The 20,454-nt window shown below is 72.9% G+C and carries 17 protein-coding genes; 9 read left to right on the forward strand and 8 right to left on the reverse strand.

The features are described 5' to 3' along the window. Window positions 1-34: 34 nt before the first annotated feature. From WMF31_RS09140 to WMF31_RS09150, 3 genes are read right to left on the reverse strand one after another with little or no spacing between them, the layout of a single operon-like run. Window positions 35-745: a TlpA family protein disulfide reductase gene (locus WMF31_RS09140; RefSeq protein WP_436601559.1), complete on the reverse strand. Its 711-nt coding sequence runs from the start codon at window positions 743-745 to the stop codon at window positions 35-37. Beyond that, window positions 742-1,440 (reverse strand): hypothetical protein, encoded by a 699-nt coding sequence (locus WMF31_RS09145; RefSeq protein WP_436601560.1) that lies wholly within the window; start codon window positions 1,438-1,440, stop codon window positions 742-744. Before WMF31_RS09145 ends, WMF31_RS09140 begins: the two co-directional genes overlap by 4 nt. Before the next feature lie 7 nt (window positions 1,441-1,447). After that, entirely contained in the window at window positions 1,448-2,788 is a 1,341-nt protein-coding gene (locus WMF31_RS09150) for a vitamin K epoxide reductase family protein (protein WP_436601561.1), read from the reverse strand. 481 nt (window positions 2,789-3,269) lie between these two features. On the opposite strand from WMF31_RS09150, the gene WMF31_RS09155 reads away from it, so the two are divergent. Beyond that, window positions 3,270-3,899, forward strand: a complete 630-nt coding sequence (locus tag WMF31_RS09155; RefSeq protein WP_436601562.1) for a hypothetical protein — start codon at window positions 3,270-3,272, stop codon at window positions 3,897-3,899. A gap of 90 nt (window positions 3,900-3,989) precedes the next feature. Further along, the gene (gene ygfZ, locus WMF31_RS09160; protein WP_436601563.1) at window positions 3,990-5,015 is read left to right on the forward strand and encodes a CAF17-like 4Fe-4S cluster assembly/insertion protein YgfZ; all 1,026 of its coding nucleotides are present in this window, start codon (window positions 3,990-3,992) and stop codon (window positions 5,013-5,015) included. Between the two features lie 55 nt (window positions 5,016-5,070). On the opposite strand, the gene WMF31_RS09165 is transcribed toward ygfZ, so the two are convergent. From WMF31_RS09165 to uppS, 3 genes are all read right to left on the reverse strand, one after another. Beyond that, the gene (locus WMF31_RS09165) at window positions 5,071-6,396 is read right to left on the reverse strand and encodes a Glu/Leu/Phe/Val family dehydrogenase (protein ID WP_436601564.1); all 1,326 of its coding nucleotides are present in this window, start codon (window positions 6,394-6,396) and stop codon (window positions 5,071-5,073) included. A 253-nt stretch (window positions 6,397-6,649) separates the two neighbouring features. Further along, a complete protein-coding gene (locus WMF31_RS09170) occupies window positions 6,650-7,471 on the reverse strand; it encodes a phosphatidate cytidylyltransferase (protein ID WP_436601565.1) in 822 nt (273 codons plus the stop codon). Window positions 7,472-7,474: 3 nt separating this feature from the next. Next, on the reverse strand, window positions 7,475-8,296 hold the full coding sequence (gene uppS / locus WMF31_RS09175) for a polyprenyl diphosphate synthase (RefSeq protein ID WP_436601566.1): 822 nt from the start codon (window positions 8,294-8,296) through the stop codon (window positions 7,475-7,477). Window positions 8,297-8,354: 58 nt separating this feature from the next. On the opposite strand from uppS, the gene WMF31_RS09180 reads away from it, so the two are divergent. Both WMF31_RS09180 and WMF31_RS09185 read left to right on the forward strand, forming a co-directional pair. Further along, entirely contained in the window at window positions 8,355-9,737 is a 1,383-nt protein-coding gene (locus WMF31_RS09180) for a 3-keto-5-aminohexanoate cleavage protein (protein ID WP_436601567.1), read from the forward strand. Then, window positions 9,734-12,349, forward strand: coding sequence for a hypothetical protein (locus WMF31_RS09185; RefSeq protein WP_436601568.1), 2,616 nt, complete (start codon window positions 9,734-9,736; stop codon window positions 12,347-12,349). The genes WMF31_RS09180 and WMF31_RS09185 overlap by 4 nt, the downstream gene beginning before the upstream one ends. A gap of 60 nt (window positions 12,350-12,409) precedes the next feature. Here WMF31_RS09185 and WMF31_RS09190 read toward each other — a convergent pair whose 3' ends face one another. Further along, window positions 12,410-13,240 (reverse strand): sigma-70 family RNA polymerase sigma factor, encoded by an 831-nt coding sequence (locus WMF31_RS09190; protein WP_436601569.1) that lies wholly within the window; start codon window positions 13,238-13,240, stop codon window positions 12,410-12,412. A 257-nt stretch (window positions 13,241-13,497) separates the two neighbouring features. Further along, the gene (locus WMF31_RS09195) at window positions 13,498-14,571 is read right to left on the reverse strand and encodes a DUF882 domain-containing protein (protein ID WP_436601570.1); all 1,074 of its coding nucleotides are present in this window, start codon (window positions 14,569-14,571) and stop codon (window positions 13,498-13,500) included. 370 nt (window positions 14,572-14,941) lie between these two features. On the opposite strand from WMF31_RS09195, the gene pilM reads away from it, so the two are divergent. The 5 genes from pilM (at window position 14,942) to WMF31_RS09220 (ending at window position 20,402) form a co-directional block, all read left to right on the forward strand. Then, window positions 14,942-16,003: a type IV pilus assembly protein PilM gene (gene pilM, locus WMF31_RS09200; protein WP_129351754.1), complete on the forward strand. Its 1,062-nt coding sequence runs from the start codon at window positions 14,942-14,944 to the stop codon at window positions 16,001-16,003. Further along, window positions 16,000-16,644: a PilN domain-containing protein gene (locus tag WMF31_RS09205; RefSeq protein ID WP_436601571.1), complete on the forward strand. Its 645-nt coding sequence runs from the start codon at window positions 16,000-16,002 to the stop codon at window positions 16,642-16,644. The genes pilM and WMF31_RS09205 overlap by 4 nt, the downstream gene beginning before the upstream one ends. Next, window positions 16,644-17,282 (forward strand): type 4a pilus biogenesis protein PilO, encoded by a 639-nt coding sequence (locus WMF31_RS09210; RefSeq protein WP_436601572.1) that lies wholly within the window; start codon window positions 16,644-16,646, stop codon window positions 17,280-17,282. Before WMF31_RS09205 ends, WMF31_RS09210 begins: the two co-directional genes overlap by 1 nt. Further along, window positions 17,279-17,929 carry a pilus assembly protein PilP gene (locus WMF31_RS09215; protein ID WP_436601573.1) on the forward strand — a complete coding sequence of 217 codons (651 nt, stop codon included), beginning with the start codon at window positions 17,279-17,281 and terminating at the stop codon, window positions 17,927-17,929. Before WMF31_RS09210 ends, WMF31_RS09215 begins: the two co-directional genes overlap by 4 nt. Window positions 17,930-18,017: 88 nt before the next feature. Further along, window positions 18,018-20,402: a type IV pilus secretin PilQ gene (locus WMF31_RS09220; RefSeq protein ID WP_436601574.1), complete on the forward strand. Its 2,385-nt coding sequence runs from the start codon at window positions 18,018-18,020 to the stop codon at window positions 20,400-20,402. Window positions 20,403-20,454 lie beyond the last annotated feature (52 nt).

Here is a 20,454-nt window from a genome sequence, read left to right on the forward strand (position 1 = left end):
GCACGCGCGCGTGCGCCGGGGGCGCCGCCGCCGCTTACTTCGTCGCCCCGAACAGCGCCGCGATCGTCGGGTAGTCGCTGTCCTCCACGGCCCCCTGGATCACGCACGTCACCTGCCCGCCCGGCGCCGCGATCGCGTGGATCGGCAGCTCGGTCGTCTCCTTCACGCCCAGCGCCCGCAGCCACCCCGCCCGCGGGGCCCCGTCGGGCAGCCAGTACGAGGCGCGCACGCCGGTGCCCGGCTGGGCCTCCAGGAACCGCGACAGCTGCCGCTCGTCGTCGTCGATGGAGATGAACGCGAGATCGATGAGCACGCCCGCCGCCCGGAGCTTCTGCTGCCACCCGAGCAGCCGCGGCATCTCTTCCAGGCACGGCTTGCACCACGCCGCCCAGAAATTCACCCACACCCACTTCCCGACGCCGAACCCGATGCTCGCCGGCAGCGGCCCCGCCCCCTTGGCGGCGACCGCCGTGAGCCCTCCCGACGACGGCGCAGGCCGGGGCGACTGCCCGGCGCACAGCTGCCGCGGCGCGGCCTTCGCCGCGCTCGCAGCGCTCGCGGCCGGCCTCGTGCTTCCGGCCGGGCCGCCTGTCGCGGCGCTCGGCGCCGTCACCGCGTTGCTCCGCCCCTGGCCCGGCGTCGGCGGCGGCGGCAGACCCGGCTTCTCCGTGTCGCACCCGCCCGCGAGCCCGGCCGCCACCGCCACGGCGGCGGCGGCGCGGAGGAGCGCGCCCCTCCTCCTCACAGCTGACAGTCCACCCACGAGACGAACGCGCTCCGGTTGATGGCCTCTGCCGTACATGCCTTGTCCTTGCGCGAGATATTCCATTGGCAGTACTCCGCGCCGAGCTGGGCGAACTCGTTCCCGAGCCACAGCATCCCGACCTTCTTGTCCAGCTCCTGGTCCTTCGTCCGGTCGGCGATGTCGAAGAGCACGCTGTTCGCGCGCTTGTGCGACAGGGTCCGGTTGAACTCCGGCGTCCCCGTCTTCGACGCGCGCGCGACGATGAAGAAATAGCGCGCCCCGCGCCGGTCGAGCCACATCTCCTCGACCATCTTCCTGCCTTCCTCGTCGAGCTTCTCCGAGCCGTCGTCGAACATCACGACGCCGCCGCGATTCCTGAGCGGCGTGAAGAGCGCGTTGAAATCGTCGTCGCTGATCGACGCGAGCGTCTTCACGTCGGCCGGCTGGCACCCGCGCCGCGACTCGGTCCCGACCAGGCCGCACGCGTTGAGCACCCGCTGGAGCACCGTCTTGAACGCCGGGGTGCAGTACGGCGCCTCGGCGTCGTTCGCGATGGCCACCGCCGGCTTCACCGCCGCGGCCACCCCCGTCTTCAGGCGCTGCGACGCCGCCTCCACCTGCCCGTGCACGGTGATGCCGGACACGACCAGCAGCGCGCACCCGGCCGCGATCCCGATGACCCCTGCGCCCCTCATGACCACCTCACCTCGTCCGGAGGGCCGGCGCGAGCCGCCGTATGGCGTACGGGAGCCCGATGTCCGTGTCCTCGTCACAGAGCCGCGTCTCACCGAGGAACATCTGCGGCGTCGAGACGGGCAGCTTGTTGTCCACGATGTAGCGGAGCATCCGGTTCAGCCGCAGCGTCGTGGCCTTCGACTCCATGCAGGCGTCGAACCCCGGCCAGCGCTGCCGGATCGCCGCCTGCACGTTGGCGGCGCCCGCCCCCGCCCGGGCGCCCTCGAGCAGGCTCTCCTGGTTGTCGTAGGCCCACTCGAGGACGTCGAGCGCCCGGTGATCGGCGCAGAGGATGGCCTTCGACACGAGGCACGCGCCCGGGTGCACGGGCTGGCTGAGCATCCAGTTGCACTCGCTGTCGAGCGGGAAGAGCACCAGCGTGGCGTCGAGCTTCTCGAACACCCCCTCGGCCACGAGCCGCTGGTGGAACGCCTTGCACGTCGGGCAGAGCGGATCGACGAAGATCGTCGCCGGCTGCACCGCGCCCGCCTGCTTCACGTGGAGCAGCGCGCCGTTCGGCTCGGTCGGCTTCTCCAGCTTGCCGCAGCCGGTCATGTAGCGGTCGTAGCTCGGCAGCGCGCTCGCGTAGAGCAGCGCCGGCGTCACCGCGGCCACGCCGAGCGCGACGAGCCAGGGCGGCAGGAGCAGCCACGAGCCCATCGGGCGGCGGCCCTGCGCGGCGGGCGCGGCGGCCGCCCCGCCCGGCCCGGCGACGCCGAGCGGGGCCATGGGCACCGTGGGCCCCACCCCGACCGCCCCGGCCGGGCGCGGCGTCGCGCTGGACCACGCCGCGGCGCGCGCTTCCCGGCGGTCCTCGAGGAACGCCCAGACGCCGCCGGCGGCGAGCAGCGCCGACGAGATGTACATGCCGACGCACGTCTTGCAGAACACCCCGAGGCGCACCGCCGAGATGAGCGCCATCAGGAGCGACACGGCGAGCGGGGTCAGGCCGGCGACGAACAGGAAGTGCGCCGCGCGCCGCGGCGCGTGCCGATCCGCGAGCAGCACGTAGAGCGCGAACGCCGCGAAGAACGCGAACGCGCCGAGGGCGAACAGCGAGATCGGGATACCGCCCCAGAAGCTCTCGCGGAGCAGGGCGGAGTAGGGGCTGTACATGGCCACGCGGCAGGCGCTGTCGGCGCCCTGCTGCGCGGTGAGGCCGGGAATGAAGCTGCAATGCAGGTCGTGGACCTGCCGGTCGAGGTGCCGGATGTAATCGAGCGTCGACGAGGCGCTGAACGAGAGTCCCAGCAACGACCCGCCGAGCGCGAGCGCCGCAGGCCAGCGAAGACCACGACTGCCTGACATGGAGAACTGGATTACGCGACGCCGGGCAACACGTCAAATTACGATGCGCTGTGCGTGCGCGTGTGCGTGTGCGTGTCTCCCGAGGCACGATCTCCCGAGGCATGAGCGCCTGCGGTGATGAGGTGCACCTCGATCCGCGAGCGCCGCGCGTCTCCGGCAGCGCTGAGCTCGCTCCCGCCCCGATGCGCCCATCCCCTCGGGCGATGGCGATCGTCGCCCTCGGTGGAATCCGCGCAGCCGGGCGCGCCCATCGATGCAATGCGCGACGTGATGCGCGCCCGGCTCGTATCCATCGACACAGGATCGACCCTGCATCCGCGCTTCGCCACGAACGCCGAGCTCGCCGCGGCGGCGACAGGACAGCGGTGTGGACGAGCGTGCAGGACATCACCGCCGAAAATTCTCGACCCTGGCCCGGAGAGGAGATCGCGCGATCCCTCGCTTGACCCTCGCGTTCGGCTCGTCTACCGGCCCTCTCACCATGCCGGATTTCGACGCGGGATCGATCGTCCCGTCCACACGCGATCTTCTTCAGGTGATCTCCACCCGCAGGAAGAACATGGCTCTGGTCGGGCTCATCGACTCGGAGGCGCCCGCGGAGGACGCGGCGCGGCTCCATGAGCTCAACATCTCCGCGCTCGCCTTTGCCGGGGCGGGGCCTGTCATGCAGCGGGCGGCGGGCGCGACGAGGACCGTTCCGTCGCTGTGCCTGTCGCGGGTGAGCGATCGCGACGGCGCGCTCTCGGCCCGCTTCCACGGGGCGGACGGGGTGTGCATCGACGCGCTGCTGCCGCTCGACGACTGGGACCGCCTCGCGAAGGGGGCGAGGACGATGCGCATGCTGCCGCTCGCGCTGGCCGAGAGCCCGGAGGGCGCCGCGGCCGCCGTGAAGGTCGGCGCGCGCGCGGTGCTGGTCCGGGGCGACTCGGCCGAGGCGGTGATCGCGACGGCCGGGGCGCTCCCGAGGGCGCTCACGGTCGTCGCCGAGGTGGTCTCGGCCGACGCCGACGCGCTCCGCCGCCTCGTGGGCCACGTCGACGCGGCGATCGTCGCGCCGGCCGTCCACACGTCGGCCGATTTCCCGGCGCTCGTCGCCGAGGTCGATCCCTGAGCGCGGGCGGGCCAGGGGGCGCCGCGGCCCGCCGGAACGTCGCGCTCCCCCCTCGACGGACCGGGCTTCTGCCTCCACGATCCGGATCCGATGGACTCGACCCACGAACTGGATGAGCAGCGGCGCGCGCTCCGTGAAGGGGCGCTCGTGCAGCCCGTGACCGAGCTCGGGACGCTGGTCGTCACCGGATCGGACCGACAGAGCTGGCTGAACGGCCTGGTCACCTGCGATCTGGCGCCGCAGAAGCCGCTGCCTGCCGGGGGGAGGGCGGAGCCCCCCGCCGGCGGGGCGTACGGGCTCAACGTGGTGAAGACGGGGAAGATCTTCGCCGAGGTGTGGATCGTGATCGCGGAGGGCCGCATCCATGTGGGCGCGCGGCGGGATCGCATCGGGCAGCTCCGCGAGACGTTCGAGCGCTACCTCATCATGGAGGACGCCGAGATCCGGGACGCCTCCGACGAGCACGGCTGGATCTTCGCCCACGGCCCGCGGTCGGCCGACCTGGTGGCGGCGGGGCGCGCGGCCGGCGCCGACGCCGCGATCGTCGACTGGACGGGCCTCGGCGGCGCGCTCTTCGTCGCGCCGCGGCAGGCCGAGGGCGCGGTCCTCGCGGCGCTGCTCGCCGCGGGCGGGGCCGGCCCGGTCCTCGCCACGACCGACGCGGCGTGGGAGGTGCTCCGCGTCGAGAACAACGTCCCGCGGTTCGGGGTCGATTTCGACGACCAGCACTTCCCGCAGGAGGCCTCGCTGGAGGCGCGCGCCGTCTCGTTCAACAAGGGCTGCTACCTGGGGCAGGAGACGGTGTTCATGCTCCAGATGCGCGGCCACGCGAAGAAGCGGCTGGTGCAACTCGCCGTCGAGGGCGAGGACGACGTGCCCCCGGGCGCCGAGATCGCGCTGCCCGGCGGCGCGGCGGTCGGCGCCGTCACGAGCCGGGTCGCCGATCCGCGCGGGCCGCGGGTGATCGCGCTCGGCTACGTCAAGTACAAGCACGCCGTCGTGGGTCAGGCGCTCCAGGTCGCCGGCCGGGCGGCGGAGATCACGCGGGCCCCCGGCGCGGCGCCGGGGGCCGGCGACAGGCCGGCGCCGGGGGGGAAGGCCGCGCGCCCGTCGTGAACGCTCGGGGGGAGGGGGCCGACGCCCCTCCCACGACGACGCTCGATCCTCTGGCTCAGGGGAAGATCTCGCGCTCGCCGTAGACGGCCGCGAGCCGCTGCAGCGCCACGGCGTAGGCCGCGATGCGCAGCGTGCACTTCTTCTGCCGCGCCATCTCGGCCACCTCGCGGTAGGCCCGCTTCATCGCCTTCTCGAGCCGGGCGTCGACCTCCTCGAGCGTCCACGTCTCCGAGCGCTTGTTCTGCACCCACTCGTAGTAGCTCACCGTGACGCCGCCCGAGTTGGCGAGCACGTCCGGCAGGATGTCGATCCCGCGCTCCAAGAGGACCCTCTCGCCCTCGGGCGAGCAGGGCCCGTTGGCCCCCTCGGCCACGAGCCGGACCTGGAGCGAGCTCGCCTCCTCCGGGCCGACCTGGTTCTCCAGCGCCGCCGGGATGAAGATGTCCGCCTTGAGCCGGAAGAACTCCTCGCGGCTGATCGGCTTGCCGGCCGGATAACCGGCGATCGAGCGGTGCTTCCTCACATAGTCTTGCAGCTTGTGCGGATTGAACCCCTCGGGATTGTACAGATACCCCGTGTGGTCACCGACGGCGATGGTCGAGGCGCCCAGCTTGGACAGGAGCACCGCGGTGTTGGAGCCGACGTTGCCGAACCCCTGCACGAGCAGCGTCGCGCCGCCGAGGTTCACGTCGTGCTCCTCGGCCCACTCGGTGATGCAGTGGACGACCCCCTGTCCCGTGGCCTTCTCGCGCCCGTGCGTCCCGCCGGACGCCACCGGCTTTCCGGTCACGACCCCCTTCACCGCTTGCTTGAAGAGCTGGCCGACCGTGTTCATGTACGTGTCCATGGCCCACGCCATGGTCTTCGCGTCCGTGCCGACGTCGGGAGCGGGGATATCCGTCTCGGGGCCGATGTTCGCGCCGAGCGCATGGAAGAAGCGGCGCGTGATCCGCTGGAGCTCGGCGCGCGAGACCGCGTTCGGGTTGAACTTGATGCCTCCCTTGCCGCCGCCGAGCGGCAGGTTCATGAGCGCGCATTTCCACGTCATCATCGCCGCGAGCGCCTTGAGGTCGTCGAGCGTCACGGTCTCGTGGTAGCGAATACCGCCCTTGAAGGGCCCGAGCAGGTTGTTGTGCTGGATCCGGTAGCCCTTGAAGAGCCGGATGCTGCCGTCATCCATCCGCACCGGGAAATTGACGATGATCTCGTTCTTGGGCTGACTCAGGATCGTGGTGATGTAACCGGGCACCTCGATCAGGCGGGCCGCCTCGTCGAGATAACCCTGGACGACCTTGAAGAACTCGTATTTGGGCTTCTGACCGGGAGCGGGAGGCACGCTCACCGGCGGCGCTGCGGGTTTGGTGCTGAGTTGTTCTTCCATGGTTCTGTAGTTTTTTAGTCCGGGTCGACCCCCGGTTCAATGTCGGTTCGAGCGCGCGCGGATTCGCTCGCACGGGGATTGCGCGCTGCGTTGTCGCGAGTCGGCGAGATCGGGACATCGCGTTACGCCGGCGACGCGGCGTCGCGCCGGCGCCGGCGTGGCCGCGTGGGGGGCGCGGGGCCTCAGCCTGGGCGCGCGGCGTGCGGGCAGCCCGACGACGTCGGCCCGTGCGCCGCGCGCCGCAGGCCGCGGCTCACGATCTGGACCAGAGGACGTACAGGTACGTGATCGTCCCGGTGACGAGCAGGGCGTCGACCCGGTCGAGGATGCCCCCGTGGCCCGGCACGATCCCGCCGGAGTCCTTGATGCCGAAGGAGCGCTTGAACAAGGACTCCCCGAGGTCTCCTGCCTGGCCCAGGCCGCCCGCGACGATCGCGAGGGCGAGCCCATCGACGAGGGGCAGCGACCGGAGGAACCAGACATGGGCGAGCAGCGCCCCGAGCACCGCGAAGAGCAGGCCGCCGAGCGCGCCCTCGACGGTCTTCTTGGGGCTCACGGCCTCGTAGAGCTTGCGCTTGCCGAGGAAGCGGCCGGCGAAGTAGGCGCCCGTGTCGGAGAACCAGGAGAGCAGCAGGGCCAGCACCACGAACGAGGGGCCGTCGGCGCCGGCGTCGCGCCGGAGGAGCGCCAGCGCGCCGAGCCCGCCGCCCACGTAGAGCGGGCCGAAGGTGGCCGCCAGCACGCGCAGGGCCGCGGTGCGCATGTCGCCGAGGCGCATCAGCGTGAGCAGCATCGCGGCGAAGGGGAGCAGGAAGATCAGCGCGAGGAGCGCGGCCGGCGAGCGCCCGAAGCCCACGATCACGCCGAGGACGACGAGCGTGAGCGCGACGCCGGCGAGCCGCCCGACGCGGTCGTCCGCGTGGGTCATCGAGAAGAACTCCAGCGCGCCGATGGCGGCGGCGACCGCGACGAGCGCGGCCCAGCCCCAGCTCGGTCCGAGGTAGAGCAGCGCGAGGAGGAGGGGAGCGGCCACGAGCGCGGTGAGCACCCGCGTCGCGAGGTTCGAGGCGAGCAAGCGTCAGACCCCCGTCCTCGGGCCGTCGTGCGCGGCGAGCTCGCGCGCGCGCCACGGCCGATCCGCATCGGGCGCGCCGTTCGCGCGGGCCGCGTCGCCCTGCGCCCTGTCCGCGGGCCCGGCGTCGCGCAGGCGCTGCTGGTAGGCCGCGATGGCCGCGAAGAGGTCGTCCTCGGTGAAGTCCGGCCACAGCCGCTCGGTGAACGAGAGCTCGGCGTACGCGGCCCCGTAGAGCAGGAAGTTCGAGAGCCGCTGCTCGCCGCCGGTGCGGAGGATGAGATCCGGCTCGCCCACGCTCTGGCTCGGCAGCCGGGCCGCGAGCAGCGCCCCGTCGATCGCCTCCGGATCGAGCTTCCCGGCGACCGCCTCCTTCGCGAGCTCGCGCGCCGCGGCGGCGATCTCCTCGCGCGCCCCGTAGGAGAGCGCCAGCGCGAGCGTCATCTTCGTGTTCTCGGCGGACGCCGTGCGGAGCGGGTCGAGCACCTCGCGCACGACCTCGGGGAGCCGGCTGATGTCGCCGATGGCCACGAGGCGGATGTCGTTGTCGAGGATCTCACCGCGCTCGCTCATCAGGAACTCGCGCAGGAGCCCCATGAGCGCGTCGACCTCGCCGCGCGGGCGCGCCCAGTTCTGCTCGCTGAACGCGTACAGCGTCAGCGCCTCCACGCCGAGCTTCCGGCAGGCGCGCACGATCCGCCGCACGGCGGCGCTGCCGGCCTTGTGCCCGGCCTCGCGCGGCTCGCCGCGCAGCTCCGCCCAGCGGCCGTTGCCATCCATGATGATTCCGACGTGCCGCGGGAGATTTCTTGCTTCTACGAGGTTCATCAGCGGGGGGAGTTTCCCTTGTTGACTACCGACTGTCGACTGTTGAGTCTTCGCACCCATGAGCACTGGGGTTGGTCTCACGGTCACGCTGCGCGTCAGGATGGGCGCGCACGACGCACATTATGCGGGGGAGCTGTGCGATGGCGCGCGTATTCTCGCGCTCTTCGGCGACGTCGCCACCGAGCTCCTCATCCGCCTGGACGGCGACGAGGGGCTCTTCCGTGCGTACGAGGCGGTCGAGTTCCTCGCCCCGGTCCGAGCAGGCGACTTCATCGAGGCGACGGGGGTGATCACGAAGGTCGGCGCCACGTCGCGCGCCATGGCGTTCGAGGCGCGCAAGGTCGTCGCCAGCGTCCGCGAAGGCGGCGTCGCCCCCTCGGCGGCGGACGCGCTGGCCGAGCCGATCATCGTCTGCCGGGCGCTCGGCACCTGCGTCGTCCCGAAGGAGCTTCAGCGTCGGCCGCGCCTCGTGCTGCCGGCCCTGTCGGCGCCGCCGCCGGACCACGCGCAGCTCCCGGAGCCGCGGCCGATCATCACGCCGCCCCCGCGGATCATCGTCACGCCGCCGGACAGCGCGCTGATCCTCACGGCGGCGATCGTCGGCGCCGAGACGACCCGGGCGCAGACGCCCCACCTGCCCGTCACCGCGCGCGAGCTCGCGGACGAGGCGGCGCGCTGCCGCGACGCGGGCGCCGCGGTGATCCACCTGCACGTCCGGAACCCGGACGGGTCGCCGAGCCAGTCGCGCGCGCTGTTCGAGGAGGCCATCGCCGCGATCTACGAGAAGACGGACGTCATCGTCCAGACGTCGACCGGCGGCGCCGTCGGGATGAGCGTCGACGAGCGCGCCCAGCCGCTGCTCTGCAAGCCCGAGATGGCCACGCTGAACTGCGGCACGATCAACTTCGGCGACGGGATCTTCGACAACACCCGGCCGCTCATCCGGGACATGGCCGCGCGGATCCGCGCCGCGGGGAGCGTCCCCGAGCTCGAGTGCTACGAGGTCGGGCACATCCACGAGGCGCTCGGCCTGTTCGCCGAGGGGCACCTCGCGGCGCCGCTCCACTTCCAGTTCGTGCTCGGGGTGCCCGGCGGCATCGCCGCGCGGGAGGACGTGCTCCGGTTCATGATCGGCCAGATCCCGCCCGGGTCCACCTGGGGCGTGGCCGCGGTCGGTCGGCACCAGCGCCCGATGACCGAGCTCGCCATGCAGCTCGGCGGGCACGCCCGGGTCGGCCTGGAGGACAACATCTACCTCGACAAGGGCGTGCTCGCCGAGGGGAGCGCGCCGCTCGTCGCGCGCGCCGCCGCGTACGCGCGGAGCATCGGCCGCGAGGTGGTCGATCCCGACCGCGCGCGCGAGCTCCTCGGGATCCGCCCGCGCGCGGCGGCCGTCCAGGCCGGCGCGGAAGGTGGAAGGAGCGCGCTGGAAAAGGGATGACGGGGCGAGCGCTCTCCACGTGGGTGGATCATCTGCGCGGCCGGCTCCCGATCGCGCTCGGCGCCGTCGTGCTCGGGGTCGCCGCGCGGCTCGCGACGCCGGCGCCGCCGGCGCGGACGACGGACGCGATCGCCGGGATGCTCGGGGACGCCATCGGCGGCGCCGTCAGCCCTGACGATTTCGTCTGGGAAGAGCGCGGCGGGTTCCTCCACGACGCGCTGCTGGGCCGCCGGGTGCTGTTCCTGGGCGCGCCGGACGCCGGGGGCGCGCCGGACGCCGGGGGCGCGCCTGCCGGGCGCGGCGCCGCCGAGCTGTACCGCGCGCGCGTGCGGCTCACCCGCTCCGGTCGGCCGGTGAGCCTGGACGGTGTCCGCAACCTGACCGACACGCCCCTCGGCGACGACCGCGACCTCGTGGCCCGTGGCCGTCGCGTCGCGGTGACCACCTTCGCCGACGGCGTCGTGCAGGGGATCACGCTGCTCGACCTCGGCGGCGACGCGGATCTGCGGGCGCGGCCGCTCGGCGAGCGGCTCCGCGCGGCGGCCTTCGGGTGGCTCGAGGCCGGCGCCGTGGACGGCGTGTCGCGCACCGAGATCTCGTTCGAGAAACCCCCCTCGACGGCGCGGCTCGACCTCGTCGAGGACGCGCTGGTCATGGCGCTCGGGCCGGACGCGCTGCCCGCGGCGCTCGACGCCAGCACCGGCCAGCTCGAGACGGGCGGCAACGATCCGTTCGGCGCCCGCGCGCATCGCGTCCCGCGCCGCGTGCCGTCGTTCGTGGAACTCGCCGAGCGGTCCGCCGGGCGCCTGCTCGGCCCGGGCGCGGCCGCCGCGGTGGAGCGGCTCGCGCTCGCTGCGGGCCGCATGGCCGGGGCGCTCCGCGCGGAGCCCGACGCTCCGCCCGCGAACCCGGGCGACCCGCTCGCTCCGGAGCCCGTGCCTCCGGGGCTGCCCTCGCTGTGGCCGCCGCCGCCGGTGGCGCCCGCGGTCGAGCCTCCGCTCCCCGGCGAGGGCGTGTGGAGCCTCTTGCCCTCGCCGCCCGGGCAAAGCCCTCCCGGTGCCGGCGGCGACGGCGCGCGACCTCCCGCGGGGAGCGCGTTCGCGACGACGTTCGTCCGACCCGATCCGGAGCACCCGCGCCGGCGCGTCCACCTGCTCGCCATCGACACGCGGCGCATCGGGTTCGACCTCCAGGCGGGCTTCGAGGCGCCGCGCCCGACGATCGGCCCGCGCGGGACCGGCACGATCCCCGGGCGGGCGCTGCCCCGGATCGTGGGCGCCATCGGCCTGGGCGCCCGCCCCGCCGGCTCCGCGCCGGGCGGCGCGGGGGCGCCGGGCGGCGCGGGGGCGCCGGGCGGCGCGGGGGCGCTGGGCATGATCGTCGAGCGGCGCGCGCTCGTGCCTCCGGCCGCGGGGGCCGCGACGCTCGCCGTCGATCGCAGCGGTCGGCCGTTCTTCGGCGCGTGGCCGTCGCGTGGCGGGATCCCGGACTCGCTCTGGGCGCTCTGGCAGGGCCCGGCGCTCTTCGACGCCGGCGGGGGCGCGGCGCTCTCGCCGGGCGACGACGACGACCTCCTCGTCGAGCGCGCCGCGCTGTGCATGACCGAGCGGGGCTTCGTGATCCACGCCTGGGGCGAGGCCCTCGACGCGGCGACCCTGGGCATGGCGCTCCGCCGCGGCGGGTGCGCCGCGGGCCTCTCGCTGGGCAGGGCGCCGTCCCCGCTCGGCGTCGCCCTCGTGCGCCCGCGCGACGGCGGCGGCCTGAGCGCCGAGCGCCTCGCGCCCGCCATGTCGCTCGTGCCCGAGCGCCTCCTCTCCGCGTCGCCGGACGCCTTCATCTACCTCGTCTCGCACGGGGCGGACCCCGCCCTGCCGCTGCCGGACGGGCTGTCGTGGACGGCGGACGGCGCCGCGCAGCCGTACCCCGCCTGGCTCCCGGCCGTGCATTCGGTCGACGTCGTGCACCTCGGCGCCCGGGTCCGCGTCTTCACCTTCGCCCCGGACCGCTTCGTCTTCCGGCTCCGCGCCGGCTCGCGCGAGATCTCGCCGCGCAAGGCGCCGAAGCTCGCGACCGAGGTGTCGGCCGACGAGAGGGAGCGGGTGCTCGCGGCGATCGGCGTCGGCACCGGCCGCAGGCGCCGCCCGCACGGGCTCGCCGTGGCCGGCACGATCGGCCTCCCCTTCCGCGGCGAGGGGGGCTTGCTCGTGGTCCGCGACGGCCGGGTGGAGATCCACGCCGCCGGCGGCGTCGAGATCGCGCCCGGCATGGACGCGACCGAGCTGCCGCTCACCGCCGACGACGGCACGATGCGGCCGGCGGCGCGCAAGATCGGCACGATGCGCCGGCGTGGCGCGGCCTGCGTCCTCCCTGACGGCGCGCTCGTCACGGCCATGACGACGTTCGACAGCGACGAGGCCACGACCGAGGCGCTGCTCGACCTCGGCTGCGCGCGCGTGGTCGCGCTCGATCGCGGCGCGCACCGCAACGCGTTCGTGCACAGGGCCTCCGGCGACCCCGCCCTCGAGGAGGCGTACGGCGAGACGGCGCTCTTCGCGGTCGGCGTCGCCATGCCCGGCCGAGCGCGAAGGCTCAAGGGCGGCGCGCTCCCCTGACCGGCGGTCAGGCGTGGAGCGCGCGAAGGCGCAGGGGCGGCGCGCTCTTCTGACCGGCGGTCAGGCCTGGGAGAGCATGCCGCGCAGCATCCCGAGCGCGCGCGTGTGCAGCTGCGACACGCGCGGCTCGCCGACCCCGAGGACGGCGCCGATCTCCTTCAGCTTCGCGCCCTCGAAGTAGTACATGCCGATCACGCGCCGCTCGCGCTCCGGGAGCTGCGCGATGGCCCCCACCAGGGCGCGCCGGGTCGCGCGCGCCGACATCGCCTCGATCGGGTCGTCCCCCCCGGACAGGTGCGCCGACTCCTCGGTCGGGGTCACCTCGCTCAGGCTCACGAAGACGGTCGTCCCGCAGGACCTGTTCGCGGCGCCGGCCTCGACCGCCTCGCGCGCCCGCCGGGAGAGCCAGTCCTGCGCGCGGAGCTCGTCGACGATCGCGCCGCGGATCCGGAGCTTCGCGTAGCCGGCGAACGTCTCGCCGTCGCTGCCGCCGTTCTTGCGCAGCGAGTCGACGAGCCCGAGCAGCCCGGCGCTGAGCAGGTCGTCGCGCTGGACGTTGGGCGGCAGGTGCCGCGACACTTGCCGCACCAGCTTGCGGACGAGCGGGAAATACCCCTTCAGCACCTCCGGGTGGAGCGGGGCGCACGACGGCTCGCGCTCGCGCCGTCCGTCCGTCTCGGCCGCGCCGGCGCCGCACGGCGGCGCGTCCACGCGCCCGCCTGGCTCCGCGCATTCCCAGGAGTCATCGTGCGTGCAGGCCGCCATGGCCTCCGCGGATTCCCAGACGTCGCGCGCGCAGCCCGCCATGGCCTCCACGGATTCCCATGCATCCCGCGCGTGCGCCGACCCCGGCTCCGGCAGCGCGCAGAGCAACGCTGTGGCGTCGTTCAAGCCGTGCTCACTCAGGTCGTGATCGCACGTGACGACCGGGCACGACGTGCCCAGCAGGACCGGCTGGACAAACCCGTCCCCCTCACAACACGGGACGAATGGCCTCGGAGGAGCGAGCTCCTCCCGCTGCAGTCGGGTCGATTGCTGCACGTGAGGTGGATTGGTGCCACAACTCTCGCAGCGTGCAAGGCAGAGCCGTGCAATTGTGTCTGGTGCGGATGTTCAGTGTGTGGATACTAGCCAGCGGTCTGGGCAGTTCATCTTCCCGCCGGGGAAGCGCCGGGGGCCGAGGTGGGTGCATTTGACCCCACCTGCCTCCGCCCCCCGTTGCCGCCGGGCCCCGTTCCCTGATTTGTCACTGTGATATTCGACGCTTGCGGCTGAGGGGCACGGGTATTCTCTGACCCGTACACCTCTTCTTCTGCCGAGAGGGGCACATCGCGCGCCGCCTCGTCGGGGGCGACAGAGCCCTTCGCCCCAGCGTAACGCGGCGGCTCTCCGGGCCCCGAGTAATCCACCCAGTAGACCTTCTCTGAACGGACGTCCAGATGAACAAAGGTCGAGTTGGGATAGTATCCGACGCCCGCGTTGCGAAACGTCCGACAGAAATCGCGGACCACGGTGTTGGGCACGCCCTCCACCATGAAATCGACGGCACGTCCGAAGTTGTGGTTGGAGTGCGGCGTGTACTGGGTCGGGGAGTAGGGGCGGTAACCGCTCACGATGCGGATGGTCCGGCCGCCGAAATGGTTGCTCACCATGCCGATCAGCGTGGCGAGCCTCGGGTCGATCGGGATCGAGGCGGTGGGTGACGCCCGCATCAGCCGGCTGAGCTTGGGGAGGGCCTTGGACACGAGGCGCCCCTTCGGCGTGAGCAGCCGGAGCTCCAGCCGCTCGGTGCCGCGCACCAGGCGGACCCACCCCGGGCGCCTGGGCCGCTTCGCATAGCCCTTGTTCTTCGCGGCGGGCTCGGCCTTCGCCACCTTCTTCTTGCTCGGCCCTCTGCCCGCGGACCGGACCTCGGCGTCCCGCTCCTTCGAGCCGCGGCTCCGCTCCGGCCCGCGGCGCAGCGCGGCCGGCCGGTTCGGCCGGGCCTTGGCCTGCGCGCCGGGCTTGCCCCGCTCGGGGATCACGAGGACATCGCCGGGGTGGATGGGCTCACCGCGCTTGAGCCCGTTCGCCTCGCGGAGCGCGTCGACCGTGACCCGGTAGCGCTTCGCGATCTTGCCGAGCGTCTGCCCCGCGTAGACGGTGTGGTGACCGTCCTCGGCGAGCGCCGGGCCGGTCGCGGCGGCGAGGAGGAGGACGGCCGACGCGAGGGCCGCGAGCACCCGCCGTCCTCGGGACCGCGGGCGAGACTGCGTCGCGGAGCCGGCGCGCGGGGCGCAGGTGCCGCGGAAACGGGAGAAGTCCGGATGCATGGGGGGACTCTGACCTGACGTCATCCGTGCCCGACGACCGAGGCCCGGACGGTGCTACCCTGGGCTGGCGCGCGCCGCCGGCCGGACCGGGAGCGCCGCACCGTAGTTCGAGCTTCGATAGGCGGGCCCCAGGCGAGCGTAAAGCGGTTTTTTGCCCCGCGATCGGCGGTGGTGCGAAGCTTCGTCAGAAGCGACCAGAAGGATCGGGCGCGGCGAGGGCCGGGCAACGCAGCCCGGCCGCTCCTCTTCACCAAGGCGGGCGCGGGCCAGGACGGACGGGATGTCGGAAGGCAAGAACTTGGTCGGGGTCGATATCGGATCGAGCGCGATCAAGATCGCTCAGATCAAGGAGAGCCGTAAGGGGTATGGCCTCGTGCGGCTCGGCTACGCGCCGCTCGCGCCGCAGGCCATCGTCGACGGCCACATCATGAACGCGCAGGCCATCGTCGAGGCGCTCGGCCGCGCGTTCTCGGATGCAAAGATCCGCCAGCGCGAGATCGCGCTCAGCATCAGCGGGCAGGCGGTCATCATCCGCAAGATCACGGTCCCGCTGATGACCGCCGCGGAGCTCGACGAGCAGATCCAGTGGGAGGCCGAGCAGCACATCCCGTTCGACATCAAGGACGTGCACGTCGACTACGAGGTCCTGCGCCGCCGCCCCGAGGCCGGGCAGATGGATCTCCTGCTCGTCGCCGCCAAGCGCGACGAGATCAACGACTACACCCAGATCGCCAGGACCGCGAAGCTCAAGCCCATGGTGGTCGACATCGACGCGTTCACCGTGCAGAACCTGTTCGAGGTGAACCGCGGCATCCCGCCGGACCAGACGTTCGCGATCATCAACGTCGGCGCGAGCCTGGCGTCGATCAACATCGTGTCGCGGGGCGCCAGCGCGTTCACCCGCGACATCGGCAACGGCGGCAACTACATCACCGAGCAGATCCAGCGGAAGCTCGGCATCAGCTTCGAGCAGGCCGAGGAGTTCAAGTGCGCCAGCGTGACCTCGGGCCCGGGCGGCGTGCCCGCGCAGGTCATCGAGACCATCGAGCAGGTGTGCGACTCGATCGCGGGCGAGATCCAGCGCTCGCTCGACTTCTTCCTGGCCACGAGCGGTGAGGGCGACATGCACCGCATCTACCTGACCGGCGGCTCGTCCAACCTGCCGGCGCTGCCGGCGGCGATCGGGCGGCGCGCCCGGGTCGCCGTCGAGCTCATCCAGCCGATGGAGCGCATCACCGTGGAAGCCAAGGAAGTCAACCAGGAGCTGCTCCGGCTCCGGGCGGCGCAGTTCTGCGTCTCGCTCGGGCTCGCGATGCGCAAGGACCGGGAGAAGCGCTCTTGATCCGCGTCAACCTGCTCCCGCAGCGGCGCGGCGCGCGGGGGGCCGCGCCCCAGGCGAGCCAGAGGTGGCTCCTCGTCACGCTCGGCGTCGTGATCCTCGAGATCGTCGGGCTCTTCCTCTTCCACCAGACGAAGGTCGAGGAGCTCGCCGAGCACACGCGGAAGAACTCGCTGCTCCACAGCCAGATCCAGGACATCCGCAAGCTCGTCTCCAACCACGAGGAGATCAAGAAGTCGCTCGAGGTCCTCCGCGCGCGCGAGGACGCGATCGCGAAGCTCCAGGCGGCGCGGAGCGGGCCGACGGCGGTCCTGATCGAGCTCGCGCAGCTGCTCACGAACGGCAAGGGGCCGACCGCCGACCCGGACAAGCTCGCGCAGCTCCGCAAGGAGAACCCGCTCGCCGTCTACAACCCCTCGTGGGACAGCCGGCGGCTGTGGCTCACGAGCTACGTGGAGTCGGAGCGGACCGTGCGCGTCGAGGGGCTCGCGCGCGACGGCACCGACGTCTACGAGCTCGCCCAGCGGCTGAAGCTGTCGTCGTACTTCTATGACGTGCAGCTGCTCCCGGGGAAGAAGGAGAACGAGAAGGCCTCGCGGCTCGAGCTCGTCTCGTTCGCGCTGCAGCTCAAGGTGAGGTACTGATGGCCACGAAGCCCAATCCCGCGCAGGCCGGGTCGGCGCTCGACCGGCTGCCGCCGCTCGCCAAGTTCGGGGTCGGCGCGCTCTTCGCGGCGCTCGTCGGCATCCTCTACTTCGTCGGCTTCTACGCCGACGTCGACTCCCAGATCGCGAGCGCCACGCAGCAGCAGCAGTCGCTCCAGGCGGAGCTCACCAAGGCGCAGGCGTCGAAGGCCGCCTACCAGAAGGATCTCGACGAGAAGACGCGGCGCGAGCAGCTGAGCCGCGAGCAGAAGAAGATCCTGCCGGACGAGTCCGAGACGCCGGCCTTCCTCTCCGCGATCCAGGGCGTCGCGACGGTCTCCGGCGTCAACCTGACCTCGTGGAGCCCGACCGAGGAGATCCCGCAGGAGTTCTTCTCCAAGGTGCCGATGAAGCTGACGCTCACCGGGAAGTTCCACCAGGTCGCGAAGTTCTTCCACGGCGTGGGGCGGCTCGACCGCATCATCAACCTCGAGGAGGTCCAGATCAAGAACCCCAAGGTCGAGGGCAGCGACGTGCAGGTCGAGGTGGAGTGCCTCGCCACCGCGTTCCGCGCCGTGCGCGCGGGGGAGACGCCGACGAGCGGCGTGAGGCCGCGGCGCGGCGGAGGTGTCCGGTGAGCGCCGGCAGGAAGCTGCTGCTCGCCCTCGCGGCGACCGCGGCCCTCGCGCTCGCGGGGTGCGAGGACGAGCCGGCGGTCGCCCCCGCGAAGAAGCCGGCCGGCAAGGCCGCGACCGCGGTCACCTCCTCGCCGCCGCGCGCGGCCGCCCCGGGCGCGTCCGGCGCGGCCGCGGACGCCGGCGCGCCCGAGATGCCGCCGCTGCCGCTCCGCGAGTTCCAGGAGGCCGACTTCACCGAGAGCGACAGGAGCCGCGACCCGTTCCGGAGCTTCGAGTCGCTCTTCGCGACGCAGGCCAGGGGGCGGGTCACGATCCAGCGGCAGGTCCTCGTGGACCGCTTCGCGCTCGACGAGCTCAAGCTGGTCGGCGTGGTCTCGCGCGCGCCCGCCCGCGCGCTGCTCACCGATCCGACGGGGCTCGGGTGGGTGGTGAAGGTGGGCGATTTCGTCGGCAAGGCCGAGATCGTGCACTCCGGCGGGCCGACCGGCGTCGACGTCGCCGTGAACTGGCGCGTCGATCGCATCCGCGACTCCGACGTCGTCTTCATCCGCGAGGACCCGTCGCACCCGGAGATCCCGCCGACCACGCGCGTGATCGCGCTGAGGCCGCTCGGCGAGGCGAACGCGCCGGCCTTCGGCGCGCCCTGAACGCCACGAATTGGGCCCGCGTCGGGCACCCGAAGTAGCTTCCCGGCAGCGTGACGCAGATCTCGCGTCACCGCGAAGCGGGAGTGCAATGAAGAGCAATCGAGACTGTCGCCCGAAGCGGGGCGCGCTTCCGAAGCGGGGCGCGCTCCGCCGTGCCGCGGCGCTCGGGGTGATGTTGAGCCTCGGCGCTCCTGCGGGAGACGCATCCGCCGCCGCGCCGATCCAGGTCAGCGACGTGAGGCTCACGGCGCCGGCGGAGGACAGGGCCGAGATCGTGGTCGCGACGAGCGGCGCGCCGCGCTTCTCGGCGCAGGTCGCGGACGGCGGCAAGCGGCTCCTCATCCACCTCGAGGGCGCCGAGGTGCGCGGGGCTCCCGGCGCGATCACGCGCGGCAACGCGATCGTGGCGGGGGTGATGACCCAGGGGTTCGGCGAGGCGGCCCGGCGTACGACGCGGGTGCTCGTGCAGCTCGCGCGCCCCGCGGCCTACCGGATCCACGCCGAGCAGGGCGCGCTCTTGGTCGAGCTCGCGGCCGCGGACGCGACCGCGCCCATGGCGCCACGGGCGCCGAGCGGCCCCGGCGCGGCGGCGCCGTCGCGCGAGCCGGCGGCGATCACCGACGTGCGGTTCGAGCACCAGGCGACGCTCGATCGGGTCATCATCGAGCTCTCGTCGATCCCGAGCTACCGCGAGTCGACCGGCAAGGGCGGCCGCCGCGTCATCGAGCTCAGCGGCGTCCGGCTCCCCGACGCCCTGCAGCGCAAGCTCGACGTCGGCGCCTTCGGCGGCCCGGTGCGGGCGATCTCGACGTTCCGGCGCAACAGCGACGGCTCGAAGGTCGTCGTGGAGGTCGAGCAGGTCGAGGGCGCGCAGGGCGCGCTCGCGCGCGAGGGCAACGCGCTCGTGCTCAACGTGGCCCGCGGGGCCTTGCCCTCGAGCCTCTCGGGCGTCGGCGCCGACGGGGGCGCGGCGCGGCGGACGCGCACGGTCGCGCGCGAGGAGCCCCTCGACCTCGGAGCGCCCCGGGTGGAGACCTCGTTCGGGGGGGCGGTCGAGGAGCCCGGCGAGGCCGGGCGCGGCCCCCACCTCGCGACGGACGCCCGGGAGTCGATCGCCGAGCCCGACCAGGCCGGCGCCTTCACGCCCGCGCTCGCCGGGCAGCAGCGGCGCTTCACGGGGCGGCGCATCGACCTGGATCTGAAGGACGCGGACATCCACAACGTCCTCCGGCTGATCTCCGACGTCGGGCGGGTCAACATCGTGACCGCCGACAACGTGAGCGGGACGGTCACCATCCGGATGCGCAACGTCCCGTGGGACCAGGCGCTCGAGACGGTGCTCCAGGCCAAGGGCCTCGGCATGGTCCGGCAGGGCAACATGATCCGCGTCGCCCCGATCGCCGATCTCAACAAGGAGCGGGAGCTCGCGATCGCGCGGCGCAAGAGCGAGCTCCAGCTCGCCCCCGTGGAGACGCGGCTCATCCCGATCAACTACGCGGACGCGAGGGACCTCCAGGATCGCTCGAAGGACCTCCTGTCGCCGCGCGGCTCGCTCGCGGTCGACGAGCGCACCAACGTGCTCATCGCGCGCGACGTCGCGGGCAACCTGAACCAGATCGAGGAGCTCGTGCGCTCGCTCGACACGCAGACCCCGCAGGTCCTGATCGAGGCGCGCGTGGTGGAGGCGACGAGCCGCTACCTGCGCGACGTCGGCATCCAGTGGGGCGGCGACGGCACCTTCAGCGCGGCGACGGGCAACCCGACCGGGCTCGTGTTCCCCTCGGCCATCGGCCTCACCGGCGGCGCGTCCGACTCGAACACGCCGACGGCCGGCCTCTCGCCGTTCGCGAACCAGGTCGCGAACCCGAACTTCGCGGTGAACCTGCCCGCCACGGTCGGCACCGGGCAGGGCGGCGCGCTCGGCTTCACGCTCGGGTCGATCAACAACACCGTGAACCTCGCGGTCCGGCTCTCCGCGGCCGAGGCGAGCGGCATGCTGCGGATCGTCTCGAGCCCGCGCATCCTCACGCTCGACAACCGCGAGGCCCGGATCAGCCAGGGCACGCTGATCCCGTTCTCGCAGATCAGCGCCCAGGGCGTGCAGACGACGTTCCAGGAGGCCAAGCTCCAGCTGCTCGTCAGGCCGCACGTCACGTCGGACGGCAGCGTCGCGATGCACGTGAAGATCAACCGCGACGAGCCGGACTTCAACCAGACCTCGGCGCGGGGCGACCCCACCATCCTGAAGCGCGAGGCGGAGACCGATCTCCTGATCATGGACGGGCACACGGCGGTGATCGGCGGGATCTTCACCCGCAACACCGGCCGCAACCTCGATCAGGTGCCGTTCTTCGGGGACATCCCCATCCTCGGCATGCTCTTCCAGCGGCGCCGCGCGAGCGACACCCGCAGCGAGCTCGTCATCTTTCTCACGCCGCGCATCGTGAACCGCGCCGAGGCGCTCGGCCGGTAGCCCCGGCTCCGGGGGGTGGGCCTGCAGGGGGCTCCCCGGAGCCGGGCGCGGC

Origin of the sequence: Sorangium sp. So ce1036, from assembly GCF_051369805.1 — a bacterium.
Taxonomy (GTDB): domain Bacteria; phylum Myxococcota_A; class Polyangia; order Polyangiales; family Polyangiaceae; genus Sorangium; species Sorangium cellulosum_F.